Here is a 22,347-nt window from a genome sequence, read left to right on the forward strand (position 1 = left end):
GGAGAGCGCTCACCCGCTCCGACCCGGGGCGGGATCACACGTCGAAGTACATCTCGAACTCGTGCGGGTGCGGGCGGAGCTGGAGCGGGGCGATCTCGTTCTGGCGCTTGAAGTCGATCCACGTCTCGATCAGGTCCGGCGTGAAGACGTCGCCCTGGAGGAGGAACTCGTGGTCGGCCTCGAGGCGGTCGAGGACGGCGCCGAGGGAGGTCGGGACCTGGGCCACGTTCGCGTGCTCCTCGGGAGCCAGCTCGTAGAGGTCCTTGTCGATCGGCTCAGCCGGCTCGATCTTGTTCTTGATGCCGTCCAGGCCCGCGAGGAGCAGGGCCGAGAAGGCCAGGTAGGGGTTGCCGGAGGCGTCCGGGGCGCGGAACTCGACGCGCTTGGCCTTCGGGTTGGAGCCGGTGATCGGGATACGCATCGCGGCGGAGCGGTTGCGCTGCGAGTACACCAGGTTCACCGGGGCCTCGAAGCCCGGCACCAGACGGTGGTAGGAGTTCACCGTCGGGTTGGTGAAGGCCAGCAGCGACGGGGCGTGCTTGAGGATGCCGCCGATGTAGTAGCGGGCCATGTCCGACAGGCCGGCGTAGCCCTGCTCGTCGTAGAAGAGCGGCTCGCCGCCCGCCCACAGCGACTGGTGGACGTGCATGCCCGAACCGTTGTCACCGAAGATCGGCTTCGGCATGAAGGTCGCGGTCTTGCCGTTGCGCCAGGCGACGTTCTTCACGATGTACTTGAAGAGCTGCAGGTCGTCCGCGGCGGCGAGGAGGGTGTTGAACTTGTAGTTGATCTCCGCCTGGCCGGCGGTGCCCACCTCGTGGTGCTGGCGCTCGACCTTCAGGCCGGACCGGGCCAGCTCCAGGGAGATCTCGGCACGCAGGTCGGCGAAGTGGTCGACCGGCGGGACCGGGAAGTAGCCGCCCTTGTAGCGGACCTTGTAGCCGCGGTTGTCCTCCAGCGCACCGGTGTTCCAGGCGCCCGCCTCGGAGTCGATGTGGTAGAAGGACTCGTTCTCGGACGTCTTGAAGCGCACGCTGTCGAAGACGTAGAACTCGGCCTCCGGGCCGAAGTACGCGGTGTCGGCGATACCGGTGGAGGCCAGGTAGGCCTCGGCCTTCTTGGCCACGTTGCGCGGGTCGCGGGAGTACTGCTCGCCCGTGATCGGGTCGTGGATGAAGAAGTTGATGTTCAGCGTCTTGTCGCGGCGGAACGGGTCCACCCGGGCGGTCGACAGGTCCGCGCGCAGCGACATGTCGGACTCGTGGATGGCCTGGAAACCACGGATCGACGAGCCGTCGAACGCCAGCTCCTCGTCCGGGTCGAACGCCTCCGCCGGCACGGTGACGTGCTGCATCACACCCGGGAGGTCGCAGAACCGGACGTCGATGAACTTGACGTCCTCGTCCCCGATGAACTTCTTGGCCTCGTCGGCGTTCTGGAACATCCAGCTCCTCCTACTCCCGACCGTCCCGCCGGGGTGGTAGATCGTTCGTGCGGCCAGTGCGGGTGGCACACGCTGCACTCGACCCTAGGGACGGGTCATTTCTCGTGCGTGACCCATTTGTTTCGCACAAGTTAACCGGCCCCTCTCCCACGGTAGCCCTGACGCACCCCGCCGTCCTGTGGTCATATCCGTGCGCAGTACCGTGGACGGGTGGACAACAGGCAAGTAATCGGATCATGGCTCTCCGGGCCGCGCGCGGCCATGGAGGACGCCGGGGCCGACTTCGGGTACCGGGGCGAGCAACTGGGGCTGCCGGAGGACGGACCGGGCTCGATCGCACGTCCCGGCCGCAGGCTCGGCGCCCTCGCCGTGGACTGGGGTCTGTGCATGCTGATCGCATACGGTCTGATCACCGACGGCTACGACGCGCGGACGACCGGCAACTGGGCGTTGCTGGTGTTCCTCGTGCTGGGCGTCCTCACCGTCGGCACGGTGGGCTTCACCCCGGGAAAGCGTCTGTTCGGGCTGCGGGTCGTCGGCCTCGACTCCGGCCGGGTCCAGCCGCTGCGCGGGCTGGTGCGCTCGGCCCTGCTGTGCCTCGCCGTGCCCGCCCTCATCTGGGACCGCGACGGGCGCGGTCTGCACGACCGGCTGGCCCGCACGGTCGAGGTGCGGATCTGAGCCGGTCGGTCGGGGTGCGGTCCGGCCCGCACGGCCCGGCTGACATCCGCTGCTGACGGGATACGACGACGGGGGCGCCGGAAGTGATTCCGGCGCCCCCGTCGTCGTATCCGCGAAGAGGTGGGAGTGTTCAGCGGCCGCGCGGGCCGCTGCCCTTGGGGAGCTTCATGCCCTTGGGCATCGGGCCCTTGGGGAGCGGCATGTTGCTCATCAGGTCACCCAGGGCGCGCAGCCGGTCGTTGGTCGCGGTGACCTGCGGTCCGGAGAGCACGCGGGGGAGCTTGAGCATGGTCGTGCGCAGCTTCTTCAGCTCGACCTGGCCCTCGCCCCTGCCCACGATCAGATCGTGCACCGGGACGTCCGCGACGATGCGGTTCATCTTCTTCTTCTCGGCGGCCAGCAGGCTCTTCACCCGGTTCGGGTTGCCCTCGGCGATCAGCACGATGCCGGCCTTGCCGACCGCGCGGTGCACCACGTCCTGGCTGCGGTTCATCGCCACCGCGGGGGTCGTCGTCCAGCCCCGGCCGATGTTGTCGAGCACGGCCGCGGCGGCGCCCGGCTGGCCCTCCATCTGCCCGAAGGCGGCTCGCTCGGCCCGGCGCCCGAACACGATCGCCGTCGCGAGGAAGGCGAGCAGGAAGCCCAGGATGCCGAGATAGATGGGGTGCCCGATCAAGAAACCGATCGCGAGGAAGACACCGAAGGTGACGATTCCGACAGCCGCGAGTACAAGACCGATCTTCTTGTCGGCCCTGCGGGTCATCTTGTAGGTCAGGGCGATCTGCTTCAGTCGCCCGGGGTTCGCAGCGTCCGCTGCGGTTTCCTTCCTCGCCATGCCATGAAGTCTACGTGCCCCCCGGAGCGCCTTCGACGGCAGTGCCGGGGTGGACGGGTCCGGACGGGGTTCAGGGGCGGGTGGTCACGGTCCGGTCGAGGACGAGTTGGGTCTCGACCCGGTCCTTGGCGCGACGGCGGTCCTCCAGGACGGAGGTCCAGGCGTTGCGGCGGGCGGTGCGCTGACCACCGCTCATCAGCAGCGACTCCACGGCGCGCAGTGCGGTGGAGAAGGACGGGATGGCGGTGGCGCGGACGGGCGCGGCCTGCATGGTGGAGGTCTCCCTCAGTGCGGGCGGGTAGGGGTGTACGTGCTGTGATTCCAGGCTCACTGACTGGTGTTACCAGGACGTGACCGGCCGGTCAAACAGGCGTGAAGCCCGGAGGCCCGCCCTGGAAAGCCGACGCGGTCCCGACCTGTGCCCTCATCTGCGAGGACGGTCGGGACCGCGTTCTCTGAGCCATTACTGACTGGTAGGGCCTTGTGCGTGAATTCACACGTTGTCGGCGCCGCTCCGGACGATGCCCTGCCGGGCCGCTTGGGGTCCGCCTCAGACGGCCTGGGAGGCCACGTAGGCGCCACGCTTCTCGATGGCCATCCGGTAAAGCCGGCCGGCCCGGTACGAGGAGCGGACCAGCGGCCCGGACATCACACCGGAGAAGCCGATCTGCTCGGCCTCCTCCTTCAGCTCCACGAACTCGTGCGGCTTCACCCAGCGCTCCACGGGGTGGTGGCGCACGGAGGGCCGCAGGTACTGGGTGATGGTGACCAGTTCGCACCCGGCGTCGTGCAGTTGCTTCAGCGCCTCGCCGACCTCCTCGCGGGTCTCGCCCATGCCGAGGATCAGGTTGGACTTGGTGATCAGGCCGTGGTCGCGGGCCTCGGTGATGACCTTCAGGGAGCGGTCGTAGCGGAAGCCGGGGCGGATCCGCTTGAAGATCCGGGGGACCGTCTCGACGTTGTGCGCGAAGACCTCGGGCCGGGAGGAGAAGACCTCCGCCAGCTGCTCCGGTACCGCGTTGAAGTCGGGGGCGAGCAGCTCGACCTTGGTGCGGCCGTCCGCGCGGTCCGCCGTCTGCGCGTGGATCTGGCGCACGGTCTCGGCGTACAGCCAGGCGCCGCCGTCCTCCAGGTCGTCGCGGGCGACGCCGGTGATGGTGGCGTAGTTCAGGTCCATGGTGACCACGGACTCACCCACACGGCGCGGCTCGTCACGGTCGAGCGCCTCGGGCCTGCCGGTGTCGATCTGGCAGAAGTCGCAGCGCCGGGTGCACTGGTCGCCACCGATGAGGAAGGTGGCCTCGCGGTCCTCCCAGCACTCGTAGATGTTGGGACAGCCGGCTTCCTGGCAGACCGTGTGCAGTCCCTCGCTCTTGACCAGGTTCTGCATCTTGGAGTACTCGGGGCCCATTTTCGCCCGGGTCTTGATCCACTCGGGCTTGCGCTCGATGGGGGTCTGGCTGTTGCGGACCTCCAGGCGCAGCATCTTGCGTCCGTCGGGTGCGACTGCGGACACGACCGGCTCCCTAGCGATTGATTCTTCGGCGTCCTCAAGCGTACGCCCGTGGTTTTGAATGCCCGGCGAGGGTGTCGGCCTTCCGACGGCGGCCGCCTCCGGTCCTCGCCACGGCCTGCCCGCCCGTGACGTCCAACGCCCGGCAGGTGGCCTTTATGCCGGCGTTCTCTCGATCTCCCGCGGTTTGAGATCGGCGTTCTGGAGGATGTCCCGGAGGTGGCGCTCCACGACCGGCAGCACCTCGTCGATCGTCACGTCGCGGCCCAGCTCGTTCGCCAGGGAAGCGACGCCCGCGTCGCGGATCCCGCACGGGATGATCTTGTCGAACCACTTGTTGTCGGGGTTCACGTTGAGCGCGAAGCCGTGCATCGTGACGCCCTTGGCCACGCGGATGCCGATCGCGGCGATCTTGCGGTCCTCACGGCGCTGGCCGGCGTTGGAGGGCGCGTACTCCGGGCCGTTGAGGCGGGGGTCGAACTCCTCGTCGTGCAGCCGGGGGTCGAAGTCCAGGGAGAGCCCGCCGAGCGCCGGGCGCCGCTCCACCGGGTCGCCCAGCACCCACACCCCGCTGCGGCCCTCGATCCGGGTGGTCTCCAGGCCGAATTCCGCGCAGGTGCGGATCAGGGCCTCCTCCAGGCGCCGGACGTGGGCGACCACGTCCACCGGGCGGGGCAGCTTCTGGATGGGGTAGCCGACCAGCTGGCCGGGGCCGTGCCAGGTGATCTTGCCGCCGCGGTCCACGTCGACGACCGGGGTGCCGTCGAGGGGGCGCTCACTCGCCTCGGTGCGGCGGCCGGCCGTGTAGACCGGAGGGTGCTCCAGGAGGAGGACGGTGTCGGGCACCTCGTCGGCGAACCGGGCCGCGTGCACCCGGCGCTGCTCGTCCCAGGCCTGCTGATAGTCGACGGCCCCGGCCCCGAAGCCCATCCGGACGAACCGCAACTCACTCACGGCGAAGCGCCTCCCTAGAAGGTCGTCAGGCGCGAAACGCGCCCACGCCACTGTACGACCGTTCGGCGGACCCTCGACCGGCAGTCGGTCCGGCAGTCGGTCTGGCAGTCGGTCCGGTCGGTGAAGCAGCTGTCGCGTGGCGCTTGCGTCAGCTTCCGGGTCAATCCTCACACGATCGGATGAATGCCGGTCGAAGTCCGCTATCGGGTGCTCACTCTCCGCTACATTCACGCCGTTCATGAGGCCATAAGGGCAGCTCACAGGCAATCCGGGCACATCCGTAGCCGGAAGGCAGGAGACCGCACCGCAGATGACGGAACGACCCGCGCAGCGCACCCCCAACCGACAGCTCGCCGCGCTCATCGCAGAAGCGGGGTTCTCCAACGCGGGACTCGCCCGTCGCGTGGACCAGCTCGGTCTCGAACACGGGCTCGACCTGAGATACGACAAGACCTCCGTCACGCGCTGGCTGCGCGGGCAGCAGCCGCGCGGTACGACGCCGGCGCTGATCGCCGAGGTCTTCACCCGGCGCCTGGGGCGTCGCCTGAGCGCCCAGGACCTGGGCCTGGACGCCTGTGCGCCCGTCTACGCGGGGCTGGAGTTCGCCGCCACCCCCGAGGAAGCGGTCGACATCGTCAGCGGGCTGTGGCGCAAGGACTCCGGCAGCCATGCCGAGCTGCGCAAGATCGCCTTCACCTCGGCGGGTCTGGTGGTGCCCAGCCGGGACTGGCTCATCGGGCGGGCCGACGACAAGGTGGCACGGGCGGAGCCGCCGGTGCGGGTGCCCGCCCAGAACCGCCTCCCGGCCCGGGCCGTGACGCCGGCCGAACTCCTCGCCCGCAGGCGCGGCGGTACGGCAGAACGCGGGCCCGGGCAGCGGGTGACCGGCGGCGACATCGCCGCGCTGCGGTCGGTCGGCGAGCTGTTCCGGACCCTGGACGACGCGTACGGGGGCGGGCACGCCCGCCAGGCGCTCGTGCGCTACCTGGAGCACGAGTGCGAGCCGATGCTGCGCGGCACCTACGGTGAGCAGACCGGGCGCCGGCTGTTCGCGGCCGCTGCGGATCTGACCCGGCTGGCCGGGTGGACGTCGTACGACATCGCCGCGCACGGGCTCGCCCAGCGCTACTTCGTGCAGGCGCTGCGGCTCGCGCAGGCGGCGGGGGACCGGCCGTACGGCGCTTACGTCCTGGTCACCATGAGCCGGCAGGCCGTCTACCTCGGCCACGGGCGGGAGGCGGTGCAGCTCGCACGGGTGGCCCAGCAGGGCGCGGGGGGCTCCGCGCCGCCCGCCGTGCAGTCGCTGCTGCACGCGGCAGAGGCGCGCGGGCACGGGGTGCTGGGGGAGGTGCGGGCCTGCACGGCCGCGCTGGTGCGCGCCGAGCGCGCGCTGGAGGGCGTCCGGCCCGGTGACGAGGTGCCGCACTGGGCGCGCCTCTTCGACGAGGCCCAGCTCGCAGACGAGTTCGGGCACTGTCACCGGGACCTTCAGCAGTTCCGCGCGGCCGCCCAGCACGCGGAGCGCTCGCTGCACCTGCGGGCGCCGGGGTACGCCCGAAGCCGGCTGTTCTGCCGGATGGTCCTGGCCACGGCGCGTCTGGGCCTCGGCGAACTCGACCAGGCGTGTCAGCTGGCCGCGGAGGCCGCCGGGCAGGCAGCCGAGATGCGCTCGGTCCGCGCGCTGGAGTACGTCCGCGACTTTGAACGCAAACTGGAGCCCTACCGCGACGCGGCACCCGTACGCACCTACCGCAACAGGGTCGCGGCCCACGGCTGACACCTGCCGGTGGGGTGGGGCGCGGGTTTGAGGCCTGCGACGCGGCTGCGGGCGGGACGAGGGCCTGGGTGCGCCCCATGCCGGTGGGTGGGGCCGGGGCCGCGTCGGGGGTGACCGTCCTCGGACCGGCGCGATGGTGTCGCCCGGAGGGGCCAAGGGCGCGGACGCGCCAGCCGCTGCGGGCGGCCACAGCCGCCCCGTCCCCTCCCCGCCGCACGCGGGGCACCCCATGCGGTGCCGGGGGTGCGTGACCCGTCTCCAATCAGCAACGCACCCCCGAGCGCGGGGGCCGAGCAAGGCCACCACCGCCACCCGGCAGGGTCATGCCGCGTGAGCCGTCGGCACCGGATCCGCCGTATGCAGCGAACGGTTCATGCCCAGGTCCGCGACCAGCGCGGCCGCGGCCCGGCGCGCCGAGTGCAGCGCCCCCTGTACCGACCCGGTGTCCCGGTGGTCACCGCAGACGTACAGACCCGCCAGCAACCGCACCGGCCGCCGCAGGTCGTGCGGCGGCCGCATCGCCGGCACCGCGTCCGCGGTATGGCGCACCGCCAGCGTCTCCCACCGTGCCGTGGACACCCCGTACAGCCGCGCCAGGTGCATGCGTACGGCGGTGTCGACCCCCGGCGTCGCCGGCCCCAGGACCGTCGAGGTCACCAGGGTGCGGCCGGCCGGCGCACGGGAGGGGTCGACCCGGCTGACGACCGCCGTGTGGGCGACCGGCCCGCCCCGGTCCGCGTCCAGCAGCAGCGAGGCGCCGGTGGCAGGCGGCTCGTCGGTCGTGTGGTGCACCACCGTCACCGGGTGGAAGCCCGGCACCCGCAACCCCGGCAGCAGCTCGGCGGCGGCCCGCGCGCCGGTCGCGACCAGCACCGCGCCGCAACGGAACTCGCCGTGCTCCGCGGTGGTCACCGAGGTCGTCGACACGGACGTGACCCGCACGCCCGTGCGCACCGTGCCCGGCGGCAGCGTCCGCGCCAACTGCTGAGGCAGCGCCTCCGCGCCGCCCTCCGGCAGACACAGCCGCCCGCTCGCGAACGCGTGCAGCGCGAGGTCCGCGCACCGGCTGGAGGTGGTCAGGTCCGGGTCGCACAACAGGGCGGCGAGCAGGGGACGCAGGAATCCGTCGATGGTGCGGGCGGGCAGGCCCCGGGCCACCAGCGCCTCGGCGGCGGGCAGTTCGGGCCGGGCCAGCAGCCGTTCGACGGGCGTGCCCGCGAGCCTGGTCAGCGCGGCCCCCAGCCGGGCCTGGTCCACCGCCGTGCCCAGCGGAGCGCCGCTGCGGCTGCGGGGCACGGACACCTGCCGTCCGGGCACGGCCACCGGCCTTCTGGGGCCCGACCCCGGCCGGGGGGCGCTCGCGAGGACACGGACCGCATGGAGCGCGCCCCGTGCGCCGCGCGCCCCCCGTGCGCCGGGCTGTACGCCCGCGCGATGGTGCCGTCCGTCGCTGTGCAGCAGGACGCCGGGGTCGAAGGACCGCAGGGCCAGCCCGTCGAGACCCGGCGTCAGCCGTAGTTCGGGATACGCCGTGGACAGCAACCGTCCGATCCTGTCGAGCCGGAAGCCGTCGACCTTCTCCGTCGCCATGCGACCGCCCACCTCATGGGCTGCCTCCAGGACGACGGTGCTGACTCCTGCGCTGGTCAGTCGTCGCGCCGCGGAGAGCCCGGCGATCCCGGCTCCCACGACGACGACGTCCGCCTGGTACGTGGGCTCAAGCACGTGCCCCTCCTCGAGGTTGCGCGGGCGCTGGAGACGTCATGCCCCCAACAGGCGCCAGGAATACCCGAGTTCTGGACGAGGTTAGGGCGGCGATCGGTCACCGGGTCAGTCGCGCACGGGCAGTGCACGGGCGCACGGCGGTCGCATACGTACGTCGTACGGGCACAATGTGGTCGTAGGGAGGTCAGTGCCGGAACGGTTCGGTCTGGATGCGGTCGCGTACGTTCACAGCGCCGCCCTCACCGCCCCCTCGATCCGGGGGAACGCGAACCGGAAGCCCGACTCCAGCAGTCGCGCCGGCACCACCCGGGCGCTGCCCAGCACATCCCCGGCCATCTCGCCCAGTACCTTCCGCAGCACCGGCGCCGGAACCGCGAACACCGCCGGCCGGTGCAGCACATGGGCCATCGCCTCGGTGATCTCACGGTTGGTCACCGGATGGGGAGCGGTCAGATTGAACGGGCCGGACAGCCCGTCGGTGTCCAGGAGATGGCGCAGCGCCGACACCTCGTCGTGCAGCGCGATGAACGACCAGTACTGGCGCCCGTCGCCCATCCGTCCGCCCAGACCGGCCCGGAAGAGAGGGAACAGCCTGCCCCATGCCCCGCCCCCGCGCGCCACCACCAGACCGGTGCGTGCGAACACCGTCCGCACGCCCGCGTCCCGCGCGGGCGCCGCCGACGCCTCCCATTCCACGCACAGGCGCGGCAGGAAGCCCTCGCCCGGGGGCGCGCTCTCGTCCACCGTCCGGTCACCGGTCTCGCCGTAGTAGCCGATCGCGCTGCCGTTCAGGAACACCCGGGGCCGTACGTCCTCGGGCAGCCCGGCGACGGCCTCGGCGAGCGCGGTCGTGCCCCGCACCCGGCTGGCCCGGATCCGCGCCTTGTAGGCGTCCGTCCAGCGCCGGCTGCCGACCCCCGCCCCCGCCAGATTCACCACCGCGTCGCACCCGGCGAGCCCGGCCGCGTCCACGGTCCCCCGCTCCGCGTCCCACCCGACCTCGTCCGCCGCCCGGGGCGCACCCCGTACCATCCGGACCACCGTGTGCCCGTCCGCCGTCAGGGACCGCACCAGGGCACTACCGATCAGTCCGGACGCCCCGGCCACCGCGATGCGTGAACGCTCCATGGCGTCCATCCTGCCCTCCCGGCACCGACATCACGGCTGGGCCGCGTCCGATCCGGTGGTGTCCTACGAGGTCACCGGATCACCCGTGTCCACCGGTGCCGTCGCGTCCGCCGCGCGCTCGGCGTCGTCCGCGACTTCGCCCGCCGTCAGGACGTAGCCGGTCTCCGCGTCCGTGGTGGAGCGCGCGAACACCACGCCGAACACCCGCCCGTCGGTGGTCAGCAGCGGGCCGCCGGAGTTGCCGGGACGGACGGTGGAGCGGACCGAGTAGATCTCGCGGGTGACCGTCGCGTCGTTGTAGATGTTCTGGCCCCTGGCCTGGAGCCGGCCCGCCACCGTCGCCGCCTGCAGGTTCAGGGCGCCGTCCTGCGGATATCCGGCGACGACCGCCGAATCGCCGCGCCCGGCGTCGTCGTCGAACCGCAGCACCGGCGCCCGAAGATCCGGCACGTACAGGACGGCCACGTCCGTCTGCGGGTCGAAGAGCACCACGCGTGCCTCGTACGTCCGTCCGACCCCGCCCACGCGCACGGTCGGCTCGTCGATGCCCGCCACCACATGGGCGTTGGTCATCACATGCTCCCGCGCGTACACGAACCCGCTGCCCTCGCGGCCCTGCGTGCCCGTGACGCCCTCGACCTTCACCGTGCTGCGCTGCGCGGCGCGGGTCGCGGCCGCGGTGACGCTGTCGCCGGAGGGCTCGGCGACCTCGGCGGTCGACTCGTTCTCGAACGGGTTGAACACCTGCGGGAAACCCGCCTCGGTCAGCGCGGAGGTGGCTCCGGAGAACCAGCCCGGCGTGGTGTCCGGCATGACGTCCTGCACCGTGCCCAGCAGCCGGGAATCCCGGATCGCCGACGTCACCAGCGGGGAGGAGGACGCGCCCAGCACGCTCGCCACCACCCACGCCACGATCAGCACGGCCACCGAGTTGGCCATGGCGCCGCCGATCCCGTCCGCCACCCGCAGCGGACCGCGGTCCAGCTCCCGCCGCAGCCTGAGCGCCAGCCGCCCCGCCAGCTCATGGCCCACCACGGCGGGCAGCAGCACCGTGAACACGGCCGTCACCGTCGCCCGTGTCGTCCCCGCCGTCACCAGGTCCATGACCCACGGCAGGATCCACACGCCGATCACCGCACCGCCCACGAAACCGGCCAGCGAGACACAGCCGGCCAGCAGCCCGCGCCGGTATCCGGACGCCGCGTAGCCCAGGACGACCAGCAACAGCAGGATGTCGAGCAGGTCCACGCGCACCGCCTTCTTCTCGGAGCCACCGACCCATCAATACGGGGCGGAGGGGCCCGGTGATCAGCCTCGCGCCGGGACGGCCGCCGGAATGCGGCCACACGCGCGTGTACCGGGGAAAACGTCACGGACCGAGGCGATGGTTCCACCGGGTGGCACACCACATATCGCGGACCCCGCCGAACGGACCCACAGTGAGACCATGCGTGTCCCGAGACGTTCGCGCGGAGCGCGGAAGCCCCGCTCCCCCCGGATACCCGGCGGGCCCGGCTCCCCCCGGCTGCCCGGAGCCGCCAGGGTGGCCCTCGGCTGTCTGCCCGGCCTGGCCGCCGCTGTCGCCCTGGTGCTGAGCGCCTACGGCGTCGAGCGGGCCGCAGGGTCCGCGGACGCCGCCTCCGCCGCCGCCGCCGCACGGACCGTGCCCGCCTTCCAGGCGCCCCGGCCGCCCATCGTGCCGCGCTCGGTCTGGCTGGGCGACGGCGCCCGCGAACAGCCGCCACCGCGCTACGACGACGAGGTCGTCGCCGTCTTCGTCCATCACACCGACTCGCCCAACGGCTACGACTGCGCGGACGCTCCCGGCATCATCAAGGGCCTGTACGAGGGCCAGACCCTCGGCCGTGACTGGGACGACCTCGGCTACAACTTCGTCGTCGACCGCTGCGGCACCATCTACGAGGGCCGCGCGGGCGGCACCGACCGTCCCGTCACCGGCGCCCACACCCAGGGCTTCAACCACCGCACCACCGGTATCGCGGCCCTCGGCACCTTCACGGACGGCGCGGACGTACCGACCGGGATGCTGGACGCGATCGCCGCACTGTCCGCCTGGAAGCTCGGCACGTCCGGCACCGACCCGCGCGCCGAGGTGCGGCTGGTCTCCAGCAACGGCGGCAGCCGCTACGAGGCCGGCACCACCGCCACGCTGCACGCGGTCGCGGGGCACAGCGACGGTTACATGACCAGCTGCCCGGGCGCGGCCCTGCAGGCCCGCCTCCCCGACATCAGGACCCTCGCGGCCCGCATCCAGGGCCGCGACACCGCACGGCAGGCCACCTGGAAGGACACCCCGACGACCTACGCGACGCCCTGAAGCAGAACGTCACACAGAACGAAGAGCAGACCCATGAGCGACACCCCTGACCGAAGTACCACCTGGGCCCGAAGTACCACCTGGGCGGACACCCTGCGCCGCCCCTGGACGGCACTGTGCGCCGCGGCGGCCGTCGTGCTGGGCCCGGCGGCCCACACCGCGTCCGCCCTCATGCAGGCCAACGCCGCACCCCTGCGCCACACGCCGAGCCCGCGCCGGCGTCTGTGACCGCCCGGGGACGCGTGCCGTGCGCGGCCGGGGATCCGTCCGGCGGATCACGTGCATCACGGGGGCCACGGGTCACATGAGTGAGGGACACCATGCGGATCACACCGGAGAAGCGGTGCTGCCCAGATCCTCCTCCACGGTGCGGAAGGCGGGGGCGGCACCCCGGCCCCGGCTGCTGCCTCCTGGCTCGGCCTCGGCGGCCACCCTGCAGCATGCCTCAAGGGCCCGCCGGCTGCCCCGCCCGGCTCGATCCGCAGGAGATGCGTCCGGAGATGCGTCCGGAGAGGCCGCCGGAGAGGCCGCGGAGGGACGGCCCGGAACGCGCTAGTCCCGGAACCGCTCCCAGAGGCGTGGATAGCGTTCGGCGAGCAGCGTCTCGTTCTCGAAGTCGAGCGGGGTTCCCTCCGGCTCCGTGGGGGCCGGGGGCAGCTCGAGGTCGGGTGCCACCGTCCCGGTGAGCTGCTCGTACGCCTCGTCCGCCGCGTAGCCGAGGTCCTCGCCGTCACCGTCGATCTCCTCGTCGAAGTCGTCGCCGAGGAGATCGGCCAGCGCGTCCGGGTCGTGCAGCGCGCCCTCGAAGACCTCGCGGCCCTGGCCGATCAGCCAGCACCGGAAGTAGTCGAAGACGTCGTCGCTCGCGCCGTCGAGGAGCACCCACGCGGCGCCCCACAGGTCCCAGTGGTAGGCGCGGTGGTAGCGGGACTCGAAGTGACGGGCGAAGTCCAGGACCGCTTCCGGGTCCAGCCGCAGGAGTCGTTCCACCAGCAGATCGGCCTGCTCCTCCGGGTCGCCCTCGGCGTCCTCCCGGGCCGCGTCCACCAGCTCCCAGAACTCCGTCTCGTCCATCACGCGTCAAGCATCGTCCCTGCGGACCGCAGACGCACCCGCAGCGCGCCATACCGTCGCCTCCGGCCGGCTCCGTCGCCCCTGGGCTTCTTCGGTCCCCGCCGCCCCCTTCGGGTCCCGTCCCGGAGGGCTCCGCCTCCCGACCCCTGTTCGCGCTGGCCCCGCGCCCCCGTCCCCCCGGGCGTTCCGCCCTCGGGACCCTCGCTCGCGGCGTCGCGCGAAGCGCGGGGCAGGGGCCGGGGCCTCGCGGCCGGTCGTGTCACCGGCGTACCGCCCGCGTCGGGTGACGACGGTGTCCGGCGGCCGATGGTCCGGCGGCGGTGAACGGGGCCCGGTGCCGGTGAGGGCGGACGGGACGCAGCCCGCGTGCCTCCCGGGGCGGGCGTCCCGCACTAGCGTGGCCGGTACAGCTCCGTCAGCCGCGCTGCCTGCGCCGCGAACCGGTCCCGCAGGCCCGCCGGTGCCAGGACCTCGACCTCCGCCCCGAGCGCCGTCAGCTGCGTATGGGCGACGTCCTCGGACTCCACCGGCAGGGTCACCGTCACCCGTCCGTCCTCGTCCGGCTCGCCCGCCCGGGCCAGCGCCTCCCGCGCGGACAGCGGATCCACGGCATGCGGGAGCCGGCGCGTGCCCTCCGCCGAGAGCCGCACCACCACCTCCGCCCGCAGGATCGAGCGGGCGAACTGCTCCGCCCGCTCCTCCCAGAACGCCGGCAGGTCGAACTCCTCCGCGCGTTCGAACCGCTCCCCGCCCGCGTCCGCCGCGGTGAAGCGGTCGATCCGGTAGACCCGGTACACCGGCAAGGACTCCCGCCCCGCCACCCGCGCGCACAGGTACCAGACGCCGGCCTTGAGTACGAGCCCGTACGGCTCCAGCTCCCGCTCCACTTCGTCCGTGCCGCGCCGGTAGCGGGCGGTGATGCGCCGGTCGTCCCACACGGCGTCCGCCACGGCCGGGAGCAGCTCGGGTGTCGTCGGCTCGCTGAACCAGTTGGGGGCATCCAGGTGGAAGCGCTGCGCCGCCGTGCGGGAGGCGTCCCGGAGGGACGGCAGCAGGGCGGCCGACACCTTCAGGCGGGCCGCCGAGGCCGCGTCCTCCAGCCCCATCTCGCGCAGCGCCCCCGGCACCCCGGACAGGAACAGCGCCTCAGCCTCACCGCGTGCCAGCCCGGTCAGCCGCGTCCGGTACCCGCCGACCAGCCGGTAGCCGCCGATCCGCCCCCGGTCCGCGTACACCGGCACCCCGGCCTCCGACAACGCCTGTGCGTCCCGGGTGACCGTCCGCTCCGACACCTCCAGCTCCCGCGCCAGCTCGGCGGCGGTCATGGAGGGGCGGGACTGGAGCAGCAGCACCATCTTGATCAATCGGGCAGCGCGCATGGGGCACATCATGCAGGAGGTCCCCGCCGTGACGGGTCACGGCGGGGACCTCCTGCACGGCCAAGCCCCTACAGGCCGTACTTCCCGCGCGCTTCCTTCACGGCCGTCGCCTTGACCTCGCCGCGCCGGGCCAGCTGGGCCAGGGCCGCGACGACGATGGACTCGGCGTCGACACCGAAGTGGCGGCGGGCCGCGTCACGGGTGTCCGACAGGCCGAAGCCGTCGGCGCCCAGCGACGAGTAGTCCTGCTCCACCCACTGCGCGATCTGGTCCGGGACCTGGCGCATGTAGTCGGACACCGCCAGCACCGGGCCCTCGGCCCCCTGAAGCGCCTGCCGGACGAACGGCAGCCGTTCCTCGCCGCGGAGCAGCGCCTCGTCGGCCTCCATGGCGTCGCGGCGCAGCTCGGTCCAGGAGGTGGCGGACCACACGTCGGCGGCCACACCCCACTCCTCGGCGAGCAGCTGCTGCGCCTTCAGCGCCCAGTGGATCGCCGTACCCGAGCCGAGCAACTGGACGCGCGGCGCGTTCGCGGCCGGGGACAGTCCCGCGGACTCCGCCGTGTTGAAGCGGTACAGACCCTTGACGATGCCCTCGTCGACACCGGCGGCCGACGGCTTGGCGGGCTGCTGAAGCGGCTCGTTGTAGACCGTCAGGTAGTAGAAGACGTCCTGGTCCTCGCCGGGCCTGCCCTCGCCGAACATCCGGCGCAGACCCTCCTTGACGATGACACCGATCTCGTACGCGAACGCCGGGTCGTAGGTCAGCGCCGCCGGGTTGGTCGCCGCGATGACCGGGGAGTGGCCGTCGGCGTGCTGGAGGCCCTCGCCCGTCAGCGTCGTACGGCCCGCCGTGGCGCCGACCAGGAAACCGCGGCCCATCTGGTCGCCGAGCTGCCACATCTGGTCGCCGGTGCGCTGCCAGCCGAACATCGAGTAGTAGATGTAGAACGGAATCATCGTCTCGCCGTGCGTCGAGTACGACGTCGAGGCGGCGACGAACTCGGCCATGGCGCCGGCCTCGGTGATCCCCTCGTTGAAGATCTGGCCGTTCTTCGCTTCCTTGTAGTACATCAGCTGGTCGCGGTCGACCGGCTCGTACGTCTGGCCCATCGGCGAGTAGATGCCGAGGGACGGGAAGAGGCTCTCCATGCCGAAGGTGCGCGCCTCGTCGGGGACGATCGGCACCCAGCGCCTTCCGGTCTCCTTGTCGCGGACCAGGTCCTTGACCAGGCGGACGAACGCCATGGTGGTGGCCACGTTCTGCGAGCCGGAGCCCTTGTCGAAGGCGGCGAACGCCTTGTCGGCCGGCTGGGGCAGCGGCGCGACCGGGTGCACGCGGCGGGCCGGGGCCGGACCGCCGAGGGCGGCGCGGCGCTCCTGGAGGTAACGGACCTCGGGGGAGTCGGTGCCCGGGTGGATGTAGGGCACCACGCCGTCGACGAACTGCGCGTCGGAGACCGGAAGTTCCAGCCGGTCCCGCATCTCCTTGAACTGCTCCACCGTAAGCTTTTTCATCTGGTGGTTGGCGTTCTTCGACGCGAAGCCGTCGCCGAGGGTGTGGCCCTTGACCGTCTGCGCCAGGATCACGGTCGGCGCGCCCTTGTGGGCGAGCGCGGCCCTGTACGCGGCGTAGACCTTGCGGGACTCGTGGCCGCCGCGCGAGAGGTGGAAGCACTCGAGGATCTTGTCGTCGCTCAGCAGCTTCGCCATCTCGGCGAGCGCCGGGTCCTTGCCGAAGAAGTCCTCGCGGATGTAGGCGGCGCCACGTGTCTGGTACGTCTGCACCTGCGCGTCCGGTACCTCGCGCAGCCGGCGTACGAGGGCGCCGGTGGTGTCGAGCCGGAACAGCTCGTCCCACGCCGTGCCCCACAGCGTCTTGATGACGTTCCAGCCGGCGCCGCGGAACTGGGCCTCCAGCTCCTGCACGATCTTGAAGTTGGCGCGGACCGGCCCGTCGAGGCGCTGCAGGTTGCAGTTGATGACGAAGGTCAGGTTGTCCAGCTGCTCGCGGGAGGCGAGGGTGAGCGCGGTCGTTGACTCCGGCTCGTCCATCTCGCCGTCGCCGAGGAACGCCCACACGTGGGAGTCGGAGACGTCCTTGATGCCGCGGCTGGTCAGGTAGCGGTTGAAGCGCGCCTGGTAGATCGCGGAGATCGGGCCGAGACCCATGGAGACCGTCGGGAACTCCCACAGCCAGGGCAGACGGCGCGGGTGCGGGTACGAGGGCAGGCCGTTGCCGCCCGCCTCACGGCGGAAGTTGTCGAGCTGCTCCTCGCCGATCCGGCCGTCGAGGAAGGCACGGGCGTAGATGCCCGGGGAGGCGTGGCCCTGGATGTAGAGCTGGTCGCCCGAGCCGTCGCCCTCCTTGCCGTGGAAGAAGTGGTTGAAGCCGGTCTCGTACAGCCAGGCGGCGGAGGCGAAGGTGGCGATGTGGCCGCCGACGCCGTACTTGCTGCCCCGGGTCACCATGGCCGCCGCGTTCCAGCGGTTCCAGGCGGTGATCCGCTGTTCCATCGCCTCGTCGCCGTCCACGGCGGGCTCGGCGGAGGTGGGGATGGTGTTGACGTAATCGGTCTCGAGGAGCTTTGGCAGCGCGATGCCGGCGCCCTCGGCGCGCTCCAGAGTGCGGCGCATCAGGTACGCGGCACGGTGCGGCCCGGCCGCCTCGGTGACGGCGTCCAGAGAGGCCTGCCACTCGGCGGTCTCCTCGGGGTCACGGTCCGGGAGCTGGTCCAGCTCGCTCGGCTGGATGGCGTTGGGGTCGGTCGTCATGTCGCCGCCTTCCTCAGTCGAAGGGGGTTCCCTCATCGGTAAGGGTTCAGGTGGTGCCCTTGGTCTTTGGCAGGACAGGGCGGAGGGCTCGGGTGAGAGCCCAACGGCGACCATAACTCCCTGATCGATGATCGATCAAAGGGGTGAGGGGGAAAATCTCTCGATCTCGAGAAAGTCGGCACGGGGTGCCTCCGGCGGTGGCACGCGGTGACTGTCCAGTCGGGGTGTTTGCGCAGGTGACGGGGCGTGTGCGCGGAAGAGCACGGGTGGTTTCGGCTGATGGTGACTGCGGGCCGCCGTGGGCCGATCGCGCAGTGCCCCGCGCCCTGTAGGGACGCGGGGCACTGCCGACGCGCGGCTCCGCCGCGTGCGCGAACGGGTATGGGGCGGAGAGGCCCCAGGGGCGGGAAGGGGCGGGAAGGGGCGGCGGGGCGAAACCCTACGCCCGCGGTGCGCACCCCAGTACATGCGACTTGACCAGGTCGGCGATCAACGGATCCCGCCTCCGGAACGCCGCCACCAGTTCCTCGTGCTCCTCCGCGTACGACTGCTGCACCGTCCCCAGCCACCGTATCGACAGCGCGGTGAACACCTCGATCCCCAGCCCTTCCCACGTGTGCAGCAGCACCGAGTTCCCGGCGGCCCGCACCAGCTCCCGGTGGAACGCCACCGTGTGCCGCACCTGCCCCGTCCCGTCCGACAGCCGGTCCGCCTCGTACAGCGCGGCGACATGCGGCTCCAGCGCCGAGCAGTCCTCCGCCAGCCGCTCCGCCGCCAGCTCCGCCGCGATCGCCTCCAGACCGGCCCGGACGGGGTAACTCTCCTCCAGATCGGCGGCCGTCAGATTCCGTACCCGTACGCCCTTGTTCGGCGCCGACTCGATCAGCCGCAGCGACTCCAGCTCCCGCAGGGCTTCGCGTACGGGCGTCTGGCTGACCTCCAGCTCCGTCGCGATCCGCCGCTCCACGATCCGCTCGCCCGGCTTCCAGCGTCCGCTGATGATCCCTTCCAGGATGTGCTCGCGGATCTGTTCGCGCAGCGAGTGGACGACGGGCGCGGTCATGAGGGGCTCCTTAGCGGGGCCCAGGGGCCCCCGGGGGGCTTTGACGATTAGACAATACGGCCGTGCGCCCGCCCCGCAGGGGTGCACGGGGGCGCTTTCGCCCAGGTGAGACGAGACTTACACACCCCATACGCCGGTGCCCCCGCCCGGGAGCCACCAGGGGCTTCCGGACGGGGGCACCGTACGACCGTGTCAGCGGCCGGAGATCACGGGATCACAGGCCGAGCTCGACCTCGAACTCGCCGGCCTCCAGGATCGCCTTCACCGCCGTCAGGTAACGGGCCGCGTCGGCCCCGTCCACCAGACGGTGGTCGTAGGAGAGGGTCAGGTAGGTCATGTCGCGGACGCCGATGACCGTGCCCTCCTCGGTCTCGATGACGGCCGGACGCTTGACCGTGGCACCGATGCCGAGGATCGCGACCTGGCCCGGGGGCACGATGATCGTGTCGAACAGCGCGCCGCGCGAACCGGTGTTGCTGATGGTGAAGGTCGCGCCGGACAGCTCGTCCGGGGTGATCTTGTTGCCGCGGACCTTGCCCGCCAGCTCCGCCGTGGCCTTGGCGATACCGGCGATGTTGAGGTCACCGGCGTTCTTGATGACCGGGGTCATCAGGCCCTTCTCGGAGTCCACCGCGATACCGATGTTCTCGGTGTCGAAGTAGGTGATGGTCCCGTCGGCCTCGTTGATCTTGGCGTTGACCGGTGCGTGGGCCTTCAGCGCCTGGGCCGCCGCCTTGACGAAGAACGGCATCGGGGAGAGCTTGACGCCCTCGCGCGCCGCGAACGCGTCCTTGGCACGGGCGCGCAGCTTCATCAGACGGGTGACGTCGACCTCGACCACCGAGGACAGCTGGGCCTGCTCGTGCAGGGCCTTGACCATGTTGTCGCCGATGACCTTGCGGATCCGCGGCATCTTCACGGTCTGGCCGCGCAGCGGGGAGGCCTCCAGGGCGGGGGCCTTCCTCGCGGCGGGCGCGGCGGCAGCGGCGGCCGGAGCCGGAGCGGCGGCCTTGGCCGCCTCGGCGGCGGCGACCACGTCCTGCTTACGGATACGGCCGCCGACGCCGGTGCCCTTGACGGTGGACAGGTCGACGCCGTTCTCGGCGGCGAGCTTGCGCACCAGCGGGGTCACGTAGGCGCCCTCGTCCGTGGCCTGGGCGGCGGCCGCGGGCGCCTGCGGGGCCGGAGCCGGGGCGGCGGGAGCCGGGGCCGGGGCGGCCTGCTGCGGAGCCGGAGCCGGGGCGGCCGGAGCCGGAGCGGCCTGCTGCGGAGCCGGAGCCGGAGCCGGGGCCGGGGCCGGAGCGGCGGGGGCGGGAGCCGGAGCGGCCGGGGCCGGGGCCGGGGCCGGAGCGGCGGGGGCGGGAGCCGGAGCGGCCGGGGCCGGGGCGGGCTGCGCCGGGGCCTCGGGAGCGGCCGGGGCGGGGGCGGCGGCCGGCGCGGCACCGGCCTCGCCGATGACGGCGAGCTTGGCGCCGACCTCGGCCGTCTCGTCCTCGCCGACCACGATCTCCAGCAGCGTGCCGGAGGCGGGCGCGGGAATCTCGGTGTCGACCTTGTCCGTCGACACCTCCAGCAGCGGCTCGTCGGCCTCGACGGTGTCACCGACCGACTTCAGCCAGCGGGTGACGGTGCCCTCGGTGACGGACTCGCCGAGCGCGGGCAGGACCACGTCCGTGCCCTCGGCGGAACCGCCGCCGGCCGCGGCCTCGGCGCTGGGCGCCGGAGCCGGGGCGGGCTGCTCGGTGGACGGCTGGGCCTGCGGCTGCGGCTCGGGAGCCGGCGGTGCGGCCTGCTCGGCGGCCGGGGCCTGCTCGGCTGCCGGAGCGGCCGCGGGGGCGCCGCTGCCGTCGTCGATCAGGGCAAGTTCGGCGCCGACCTCGACCGTCTCGTCCTCGGCGACCTTGATGGAGGACAGCACGCCGGAAGCGGGAGAGGGGATCTCGGTGTCGACCTTGTCGGTGGAGACCTCGAGCAGCGGCTCGTCGGCCTCGACGCGCTCACCCTCGGCCTTCAGCCACCGGGTGACAGTGCCCTCGGTGACGCTCTCGCCGAGCGCCGGAAGGGTTACGGAAACCGCCATGGTTTCGGTTGCTCCTTTAAAAGTGCGGAAGTCTGTGTCGTAGCGCCCGATGACCGAGAGCGTCAGTCGTGGGAGTGAAGGGGCTTTCCGGCCAGCGCCAGGTGAGCCTCGCCCATCGCCTCGTTCTGCGTCGGGTGGGCGTGGATGAGCTGGGCCACCTCGGCCGGCAGCGCCTCCCAGTTGTAGATCAGCTGCGCTTCGCCGACCTGCTCGCCCATGCGGTCACCGACCATGTGGACGCCGACCACCGCACCGTCCTTGACCTGGACGAGCTTGATCTCGCCCGCGGTCTTGAGGATCTTGCTCTTGCCGTTGCCCGCCAGGTTGTACTTCAGGGCGACGACCTTGTCCGCTCCGTAGATCTCCTTGGCCTTGGCCTCGGTGATGCCGACGGAGGCGACCTCCGGGTGGCAGTACGTCACCCGCGGGACACCGTCGTAGTCGATCGGGACGGTCTTGAGACCGGCCAGCCGCTCCGCCACCAGGATGCCCTCGGCGAAGCCGACGTGCGCGAGCTGGAGCGTCGGGACGAGGTCACCGACGGCGGAGACGGTCGGGACGTTGGTGCGCATGTACTCGTCGACCAGGACGTAGCCGCGGTCCATGGCGACCCCGGACTCCTCGTAGCCCAGCCCCTGCGAGACCGGGCCGCGGCCGATGGCGACGAGCAGGACCTCGGCCTCGAACTCCTTGCCGTCCGCCAGGGTGACCTTGACGCCGTCCTGGGTGTACTCGGCCTTCTGGAAGAAGGTGCCCAGGTTGAACTTGATGCCGCGCTTGCGGAAGGCGCGCTCCAACAGCTTGGAGCTGTTCTCGTCCTCGACCGGGACGAGGTGCTTGAGGCCCTCGACGATCGTGACCTCGGTGCCGAACGACTTCCACGCGGACGCGAACTCGACGCCGATGACGCCGCCGCCCAGGACGATCGCGGACTTCGGCACGCGGTCCAGGACCAGGGCGTGGTCGGAGGAGATGATGCGGTTGCCGTCGATCTCCAGGCCCGGCAGCGACTTCGGCACGGAGCCGGTCGCCAGCAGCACGTGGCGGCCCTGGACCCGCTGACCGTTCACGTCGACGGAAGTGGGCGAGGACAGCCGGCCCTCGCCCTCGATGTAGGTGACCTTGCGGGAGGCGATCAGCCCCTGCAGGCCCTTGTACAGGCCGGCGATCACGTCGTCCTTGTACTTGTGGACGGCCGCCATGTCGATGCCCTCGAAGGTGGCCTTCACACCGAACTGCTCGCTCTCGCGCGCCTGGTCGGCGATCTCGCCCGCGTGCAGCAGGGCCTTCGTGGGGATGCAGCCGTTGTGCAGGCAGGTACCGCCGACCTTGCCCTTCTCGATCAGGGCGACGTCCAGGCCCAGCTGCGCCCCGCGCAGCGCCGCGGCGTAACCACCGCTGCCACCGCCGAGGATCACTAGGTCGAAAACGGTGCTGGCGTCGTTCGCCACGTCACGTCCTCCATGCATGTGCGCCACGCCGGTCTCCAGTGACCGGTCGGCGGCTGGTGTCCGGCCGCTCATTGTTCTCGGCCCTTGGGTGGGGCCCTGTCCTGCCGAGCCCTATCCTCGCACTTGTCGGG

Annotated in this window: 18 protein-coding genes; 4 read left to right on the forward strand and 14 right to left on the reverse strand. The window is 71.9% G+C overall.

What is annotated here, in order from left to right:
* Positions 1–34: 34 nt before the first annotated feature.
* Positions 35–1,444, reverse strand: a complete 1,410-nt coding sequence (gene glnA, locus ACZ5C2_RS04785) for a type I glutamate--ammonia ligase (protein ID WP_468786546.1) — start codon at positions 1,442–1,444, stop codon at positions 35–37.
* A gap of 210 nt (positions 1,445–1,654) precedes the next feature.
* On the opposite strand from glnA, the gene ACZ5C2_RS04790 reads away from it, so the two are divergent.
* Positions 1,655–2,125, forward strand: coding sequence for an RDD family protein (locus ACZ5C2_RS04790; protein ID WP_468786548.1), 471 nt, complete (start codon positions 1,655–1,657; stop codon positions 2,123–2,125).
* Between the two features lie 130 nt (positions 2,126–2,255).
* On the opposite strand, the gene ACZ5C2_RS04795 is transcribed toward ACZ5C2_RS04790, so the two are convergent.
* From ACZ5C2_RS04795 to lipB, 4 genes are all read right to left on the reverse strand, one after another.
* Positions 2,256–2,960: a DUF4191 domain-containing protein gene (locus ACZ5C2_RS04795; protein WP_468786550.1), complete on the reverse strand. Its 705-nt coding sequence runs from the start codon at positions 2,958–2,960 to the stop codon at positions 2,256–2,258.
* 70 nt (positions 2,961–3,030) lie between these two features.
* Complete coding sequence (locus ACZ5C2_RS04800; protein ID WP_468786710.1) at positions 3,031–3,231, reverse strand: SCO2195 family GlnR-regulated protein; 201 nt, start codon at positions 3,229–3,231, stop codon at positions 3,031–3,033.
* Between the two features lie 279 nt (positions 3,232–3,510).
* Positions 3,511–4,476 carry a lipoyl synthase gene (lipA, locus tag ACZ5C2_RS04805; protein ID WP_468786552.1) on the reverse strand — a complete coding sequence of 322 codons (966 nt, stop codon included), beginning with the start codon at positions 4,474–4,476 and terminating at the stop codon, positions 3,511–3,513.
* Positions 4,477–4,629: 153 nt separating this feature from the next.
* A complete protein-coding gene (gene lipB, locus ACZ5C2_RS04810; RefSeq protein ID WP_468786554.1) occupies positions 4,630–5,427 on the reverse strand; it encodes a lipoyl(octanoyl) transferase LipB in 798 nt (265 codons plus the stop codon).
* 310 nt (positions 5,428–5,737) lie between these two features.
* On the opposite strand from lipB, the gene ACZ5C2_RS04815 reads away from it, so the two are divergent.
* The gene (locus ACZ5C2_RS04815) at positions 5,738–7,204 is read left to right on the forward strand and encodes a regulator (RefSeq protein ID WP_468786556.1); all 1,467 of its coding nucleotides are present in this window, start codon (positions 5,738–5,740) and stop codon (positions 7,202–7,204) included.
* A gap of 321 nt (positions 7,205–7,525) precedes the next feature.
* On the opposite strand, the gene ACZ5C2_RS04820 is transcribed toward ACZ5C2_RS04815, so the two are convergent.
* The 3 genes from ACZ5C2_RS04820 to ACZ5C2_RS04830 all read right to left on the reverse strand — a co-directional run bounded on the left by ACZ5C2_RS04820 (position 7,526) and on the right by ACZ5C2_RS04830 (position 11,305).
* The gene (locus ACZ5C2_RS04820; RefSeq protein WP_468786558.1) at positions 7,526–8,929 is read right to left on the reverse strand and encodes an NAD(P)/FAD-dependent oxidoreductase; all 1,404 of its coding nucleotides are present in this window, start codon (positions 8,927–8,929) and stop codon (positions 7,526–7,528) included.
* A 225-nt stretch (positions 8,930–9,154) separates the two neighbouring features.
* Entirely contained in the window at positions 9,155–10,057 is a 903-nt protein-coding gene (locus ACZ5C2_RS04825) for a TIGR01777 family oxidoreductase (protein ID WP_468786560.1), read from the reverse strand.
* A 63-nt stretch (positions 10,058–10,120) separates the two neighbouring features.
* A complete protein-coding gene (locus tag ACZ5C2_RS04830; RefSeq protein ID WP_468786562.1) occupies positions 10,121–11,305 on the reverse strand; it encodes a MarP family serine protease in 1,185 nt (394 codons plus the stop codon).
* A gap of 199 nt (positions 11,306–11,504) precedes the next feature.
* On the opposite strand from ACZ5C2_RS04830, the gene ACZ5C2_RS04835 reads away from it, so the two are divergent.
* Together ACZ5C2_RS04835 and ACZ5C2_RS04840 are read left to right on the forward strand one after the other, a co-directional pair.
* Positions 11,505–12,395 (forward strand): peptidoglycan recognition protein family protein, encoded by an 891-nt coding sequence (locus tag ACZ5C2_RS04835; protein WP_468786564.1) that lies wholly within the window; start codon positions 11,505–11,507, stop codon positions 12,393–12,395.
* Positions 12,396–12,428: 33 nt separating this feature from the next.
* Positions 12,429–12,623: a hypothetical protein gene (locus ACZ5C2_RS04840; RefSeq protein WP_468786566.1), complete on the forward strand. Its 195-nt coding sequence runs from the start codon at positions 12,429–12,431 to the stop codon at positions 12,621–12,623.
* A gap of 324 nt (positions 12,624–12,947) precedes the next feature.
* On the opposite strand, the gene ACZ5C2_RS04845 is transcribed toward ACZ5C2_RS04840, so the two are convergent.
* From ACZ5C2_RS04845 to lpdA, 6 genes are all read right to left on the reverse strand, one after another.
* Positions 12,948–13,469 (reverse strand): DUF4240 domain-containing protein, encoded by a 522-nt coding sequence (locus ACZ5C2_RS04845; protein WP_468786712.1) that lies wholly within the window; start codon positions 13,467–13,469, stop codon positions 12,948–12,950.
* 392 nt (positions 13,470–13,861) lie between these two features.
* The gene (locus ACZ5C2_RS04850) at positions 13,862–14,848 is read right to left on the reverse strand and encodes a helix-turn-helix transcriptional regulator (RefSeq protein ID WP_468786568.1); all 987 of its coding nucleotides are present in this window, start codon (positions 14,846–14,848) and stop codon (positions 13,862–13,864) included.
* 68 nt (positions 14,849–14,916) lie between these two features.
* Entirely contained in the window at positions 14,917–17,622 is a 2,706-nt protein-coding gene (gene aceE, locus ACZ5C2_RS04855) for a pyruvate dehydrogenase (acetyl-transferring), homodimeric type (protein ID WP_468786570.1), read from the reverse strand.
* A 439-nt stretch (positions 17,623–18,061) separates the two neighbouring features.
* Positions 18,062–18,685: a GntR family transcriptional regulator gene (locus tag ACZ5C2_RS04860; protein ID WP_468786572.1), complete on the reverse strand. Its 624-nt coding sequence runs from the start codon at positions 18,683–18,685 to the stop codon at positions 18,062–18,064.
* Positions 18,686–18,899: 214 nt separating this feature from the next.
* On the reverse strand, positions 18,900–20,765 hold the full coding sequence (gene sucB / locus ACZ5C2_RS04865) for a 2-oxoglutarate dehydrogenase, E2 component, dihydrolipoamide succinyltransferase (RefSeq protein WP_468786574.1): 1,866 nt from the start codon (positions 20,763–20,765) through the stop codon (positions 18,900–18,902).
* Between the two features lie 62 nt (positions 20,766–20,827).
* Positions 20,828–22,216 (reverse strand): dihydrolipoyl dehydrogenase, encoded by a 1,389-nt coding sequence (gene lpdA, locus ACZ5C2_RS04870; protein ID WP_468786576.1) that lies wholly within the window; start codon positions 22,214–22,216, stop codon positions 20,828–20,830.
* Between the last annotated feature and the right edge of the window lie 131 nt (positions 22,217–22,347).

The sequence above is a fragment of the Streptomyces sp. NPDC031365 genome, from assembly GCF_055569765.1.

Excerpts from the sequence above, each read along its gene's own strand:
- ACZ5C2_RS04825 (WP_468786560.1), bottom strand. The coding sequence starts at position 10,057 with ATGGAGCGTTCACGCATCGCGGTGGCCGGGGCGTCCGGACTGATCGGT.
- ACZ5C2_RS04845 (WP_468786712.1), bottom strand. The coding sequence starts at position 13,469 with ATGGACGAGACGGAGTTCTGGGAGCTGGTGGACGCGGCCCGGGAGGAC.
- aceE (WP_468786570.1), bottom strand. The coding sequence starts at position 17,622 with ATGACGACCGACCCCAACGCCATCCAGCCGAGCGAGCTGGACCAGCTC.
- ACZ5C2_RS04850 (WP_468786568.1), bottom strand. The coding sequence starts at position 14,848 with ATGCGCGCTGCCCGATTGATCAAGATGGTGCTGCTGCTCCAGTCCCGC.
- sucB (WP_468786574.1), bottom strand. The coding sequence starts at position 20,765 with ATGGCGGTTTCCGTAACCCTTCCGGCGCTCGGCGAGAGCGTCACCGAG.
- glnA (WP_468786546.1), bottom strand. The coding sequence starts at position 1,444 with ATGTTCCAGAACGCCGACGAGGCCAAGAAGTTCATCGGGGACGAGGAC.
- ACZ5C2_RS04835 (WP_468786564.1), top strand. The coding sequence starts at position 11,505 with ATGCGTGTCCCGAGACGTTCGCGCGGAGCGCGGAAGCCCCGCTCCCCC.
- ACZ5C2_RS04815 (WP_468786556.1), top strand. The coding sequence starts at position 5,738 with ATGACGGAACGACCCGCGCAGCGCACCCCCAACCGACAGCTCGCCGCG.
- ACZ5C2_RS04840 (WP_468786566.1), top strand. The coding sequence starts at position 12,429 with ATGAGCGACACCCCTGACCGAAGTACCACCTGGGCCCGAAGTACCACC.
- ACZ5C2_RS04860 (WP_468786572.1), bottom strand. The coding sequence starts at position 18,685 with ATGACCGCGCCCGTCGTCCACTCGCTGCGCGAACAGATCCGCGAGCAC.
- ACZ5C2_RS04800 (WP_468786710.1), bottom strand. The coding sequence starts at position 3,231 with ATGCAGGCCGCGCCCGTCCGCGCCACCGCCATCCCGTCCTTCTCCACC.
- ACZ5C2_RS04795 (WP_468786550.1), bottom strand. The coding sequence starts at position 2,960 with ATGGCGAGGAAGGAAACCGCAGCGGACGCTGCGAACCCCGGGCGACTG.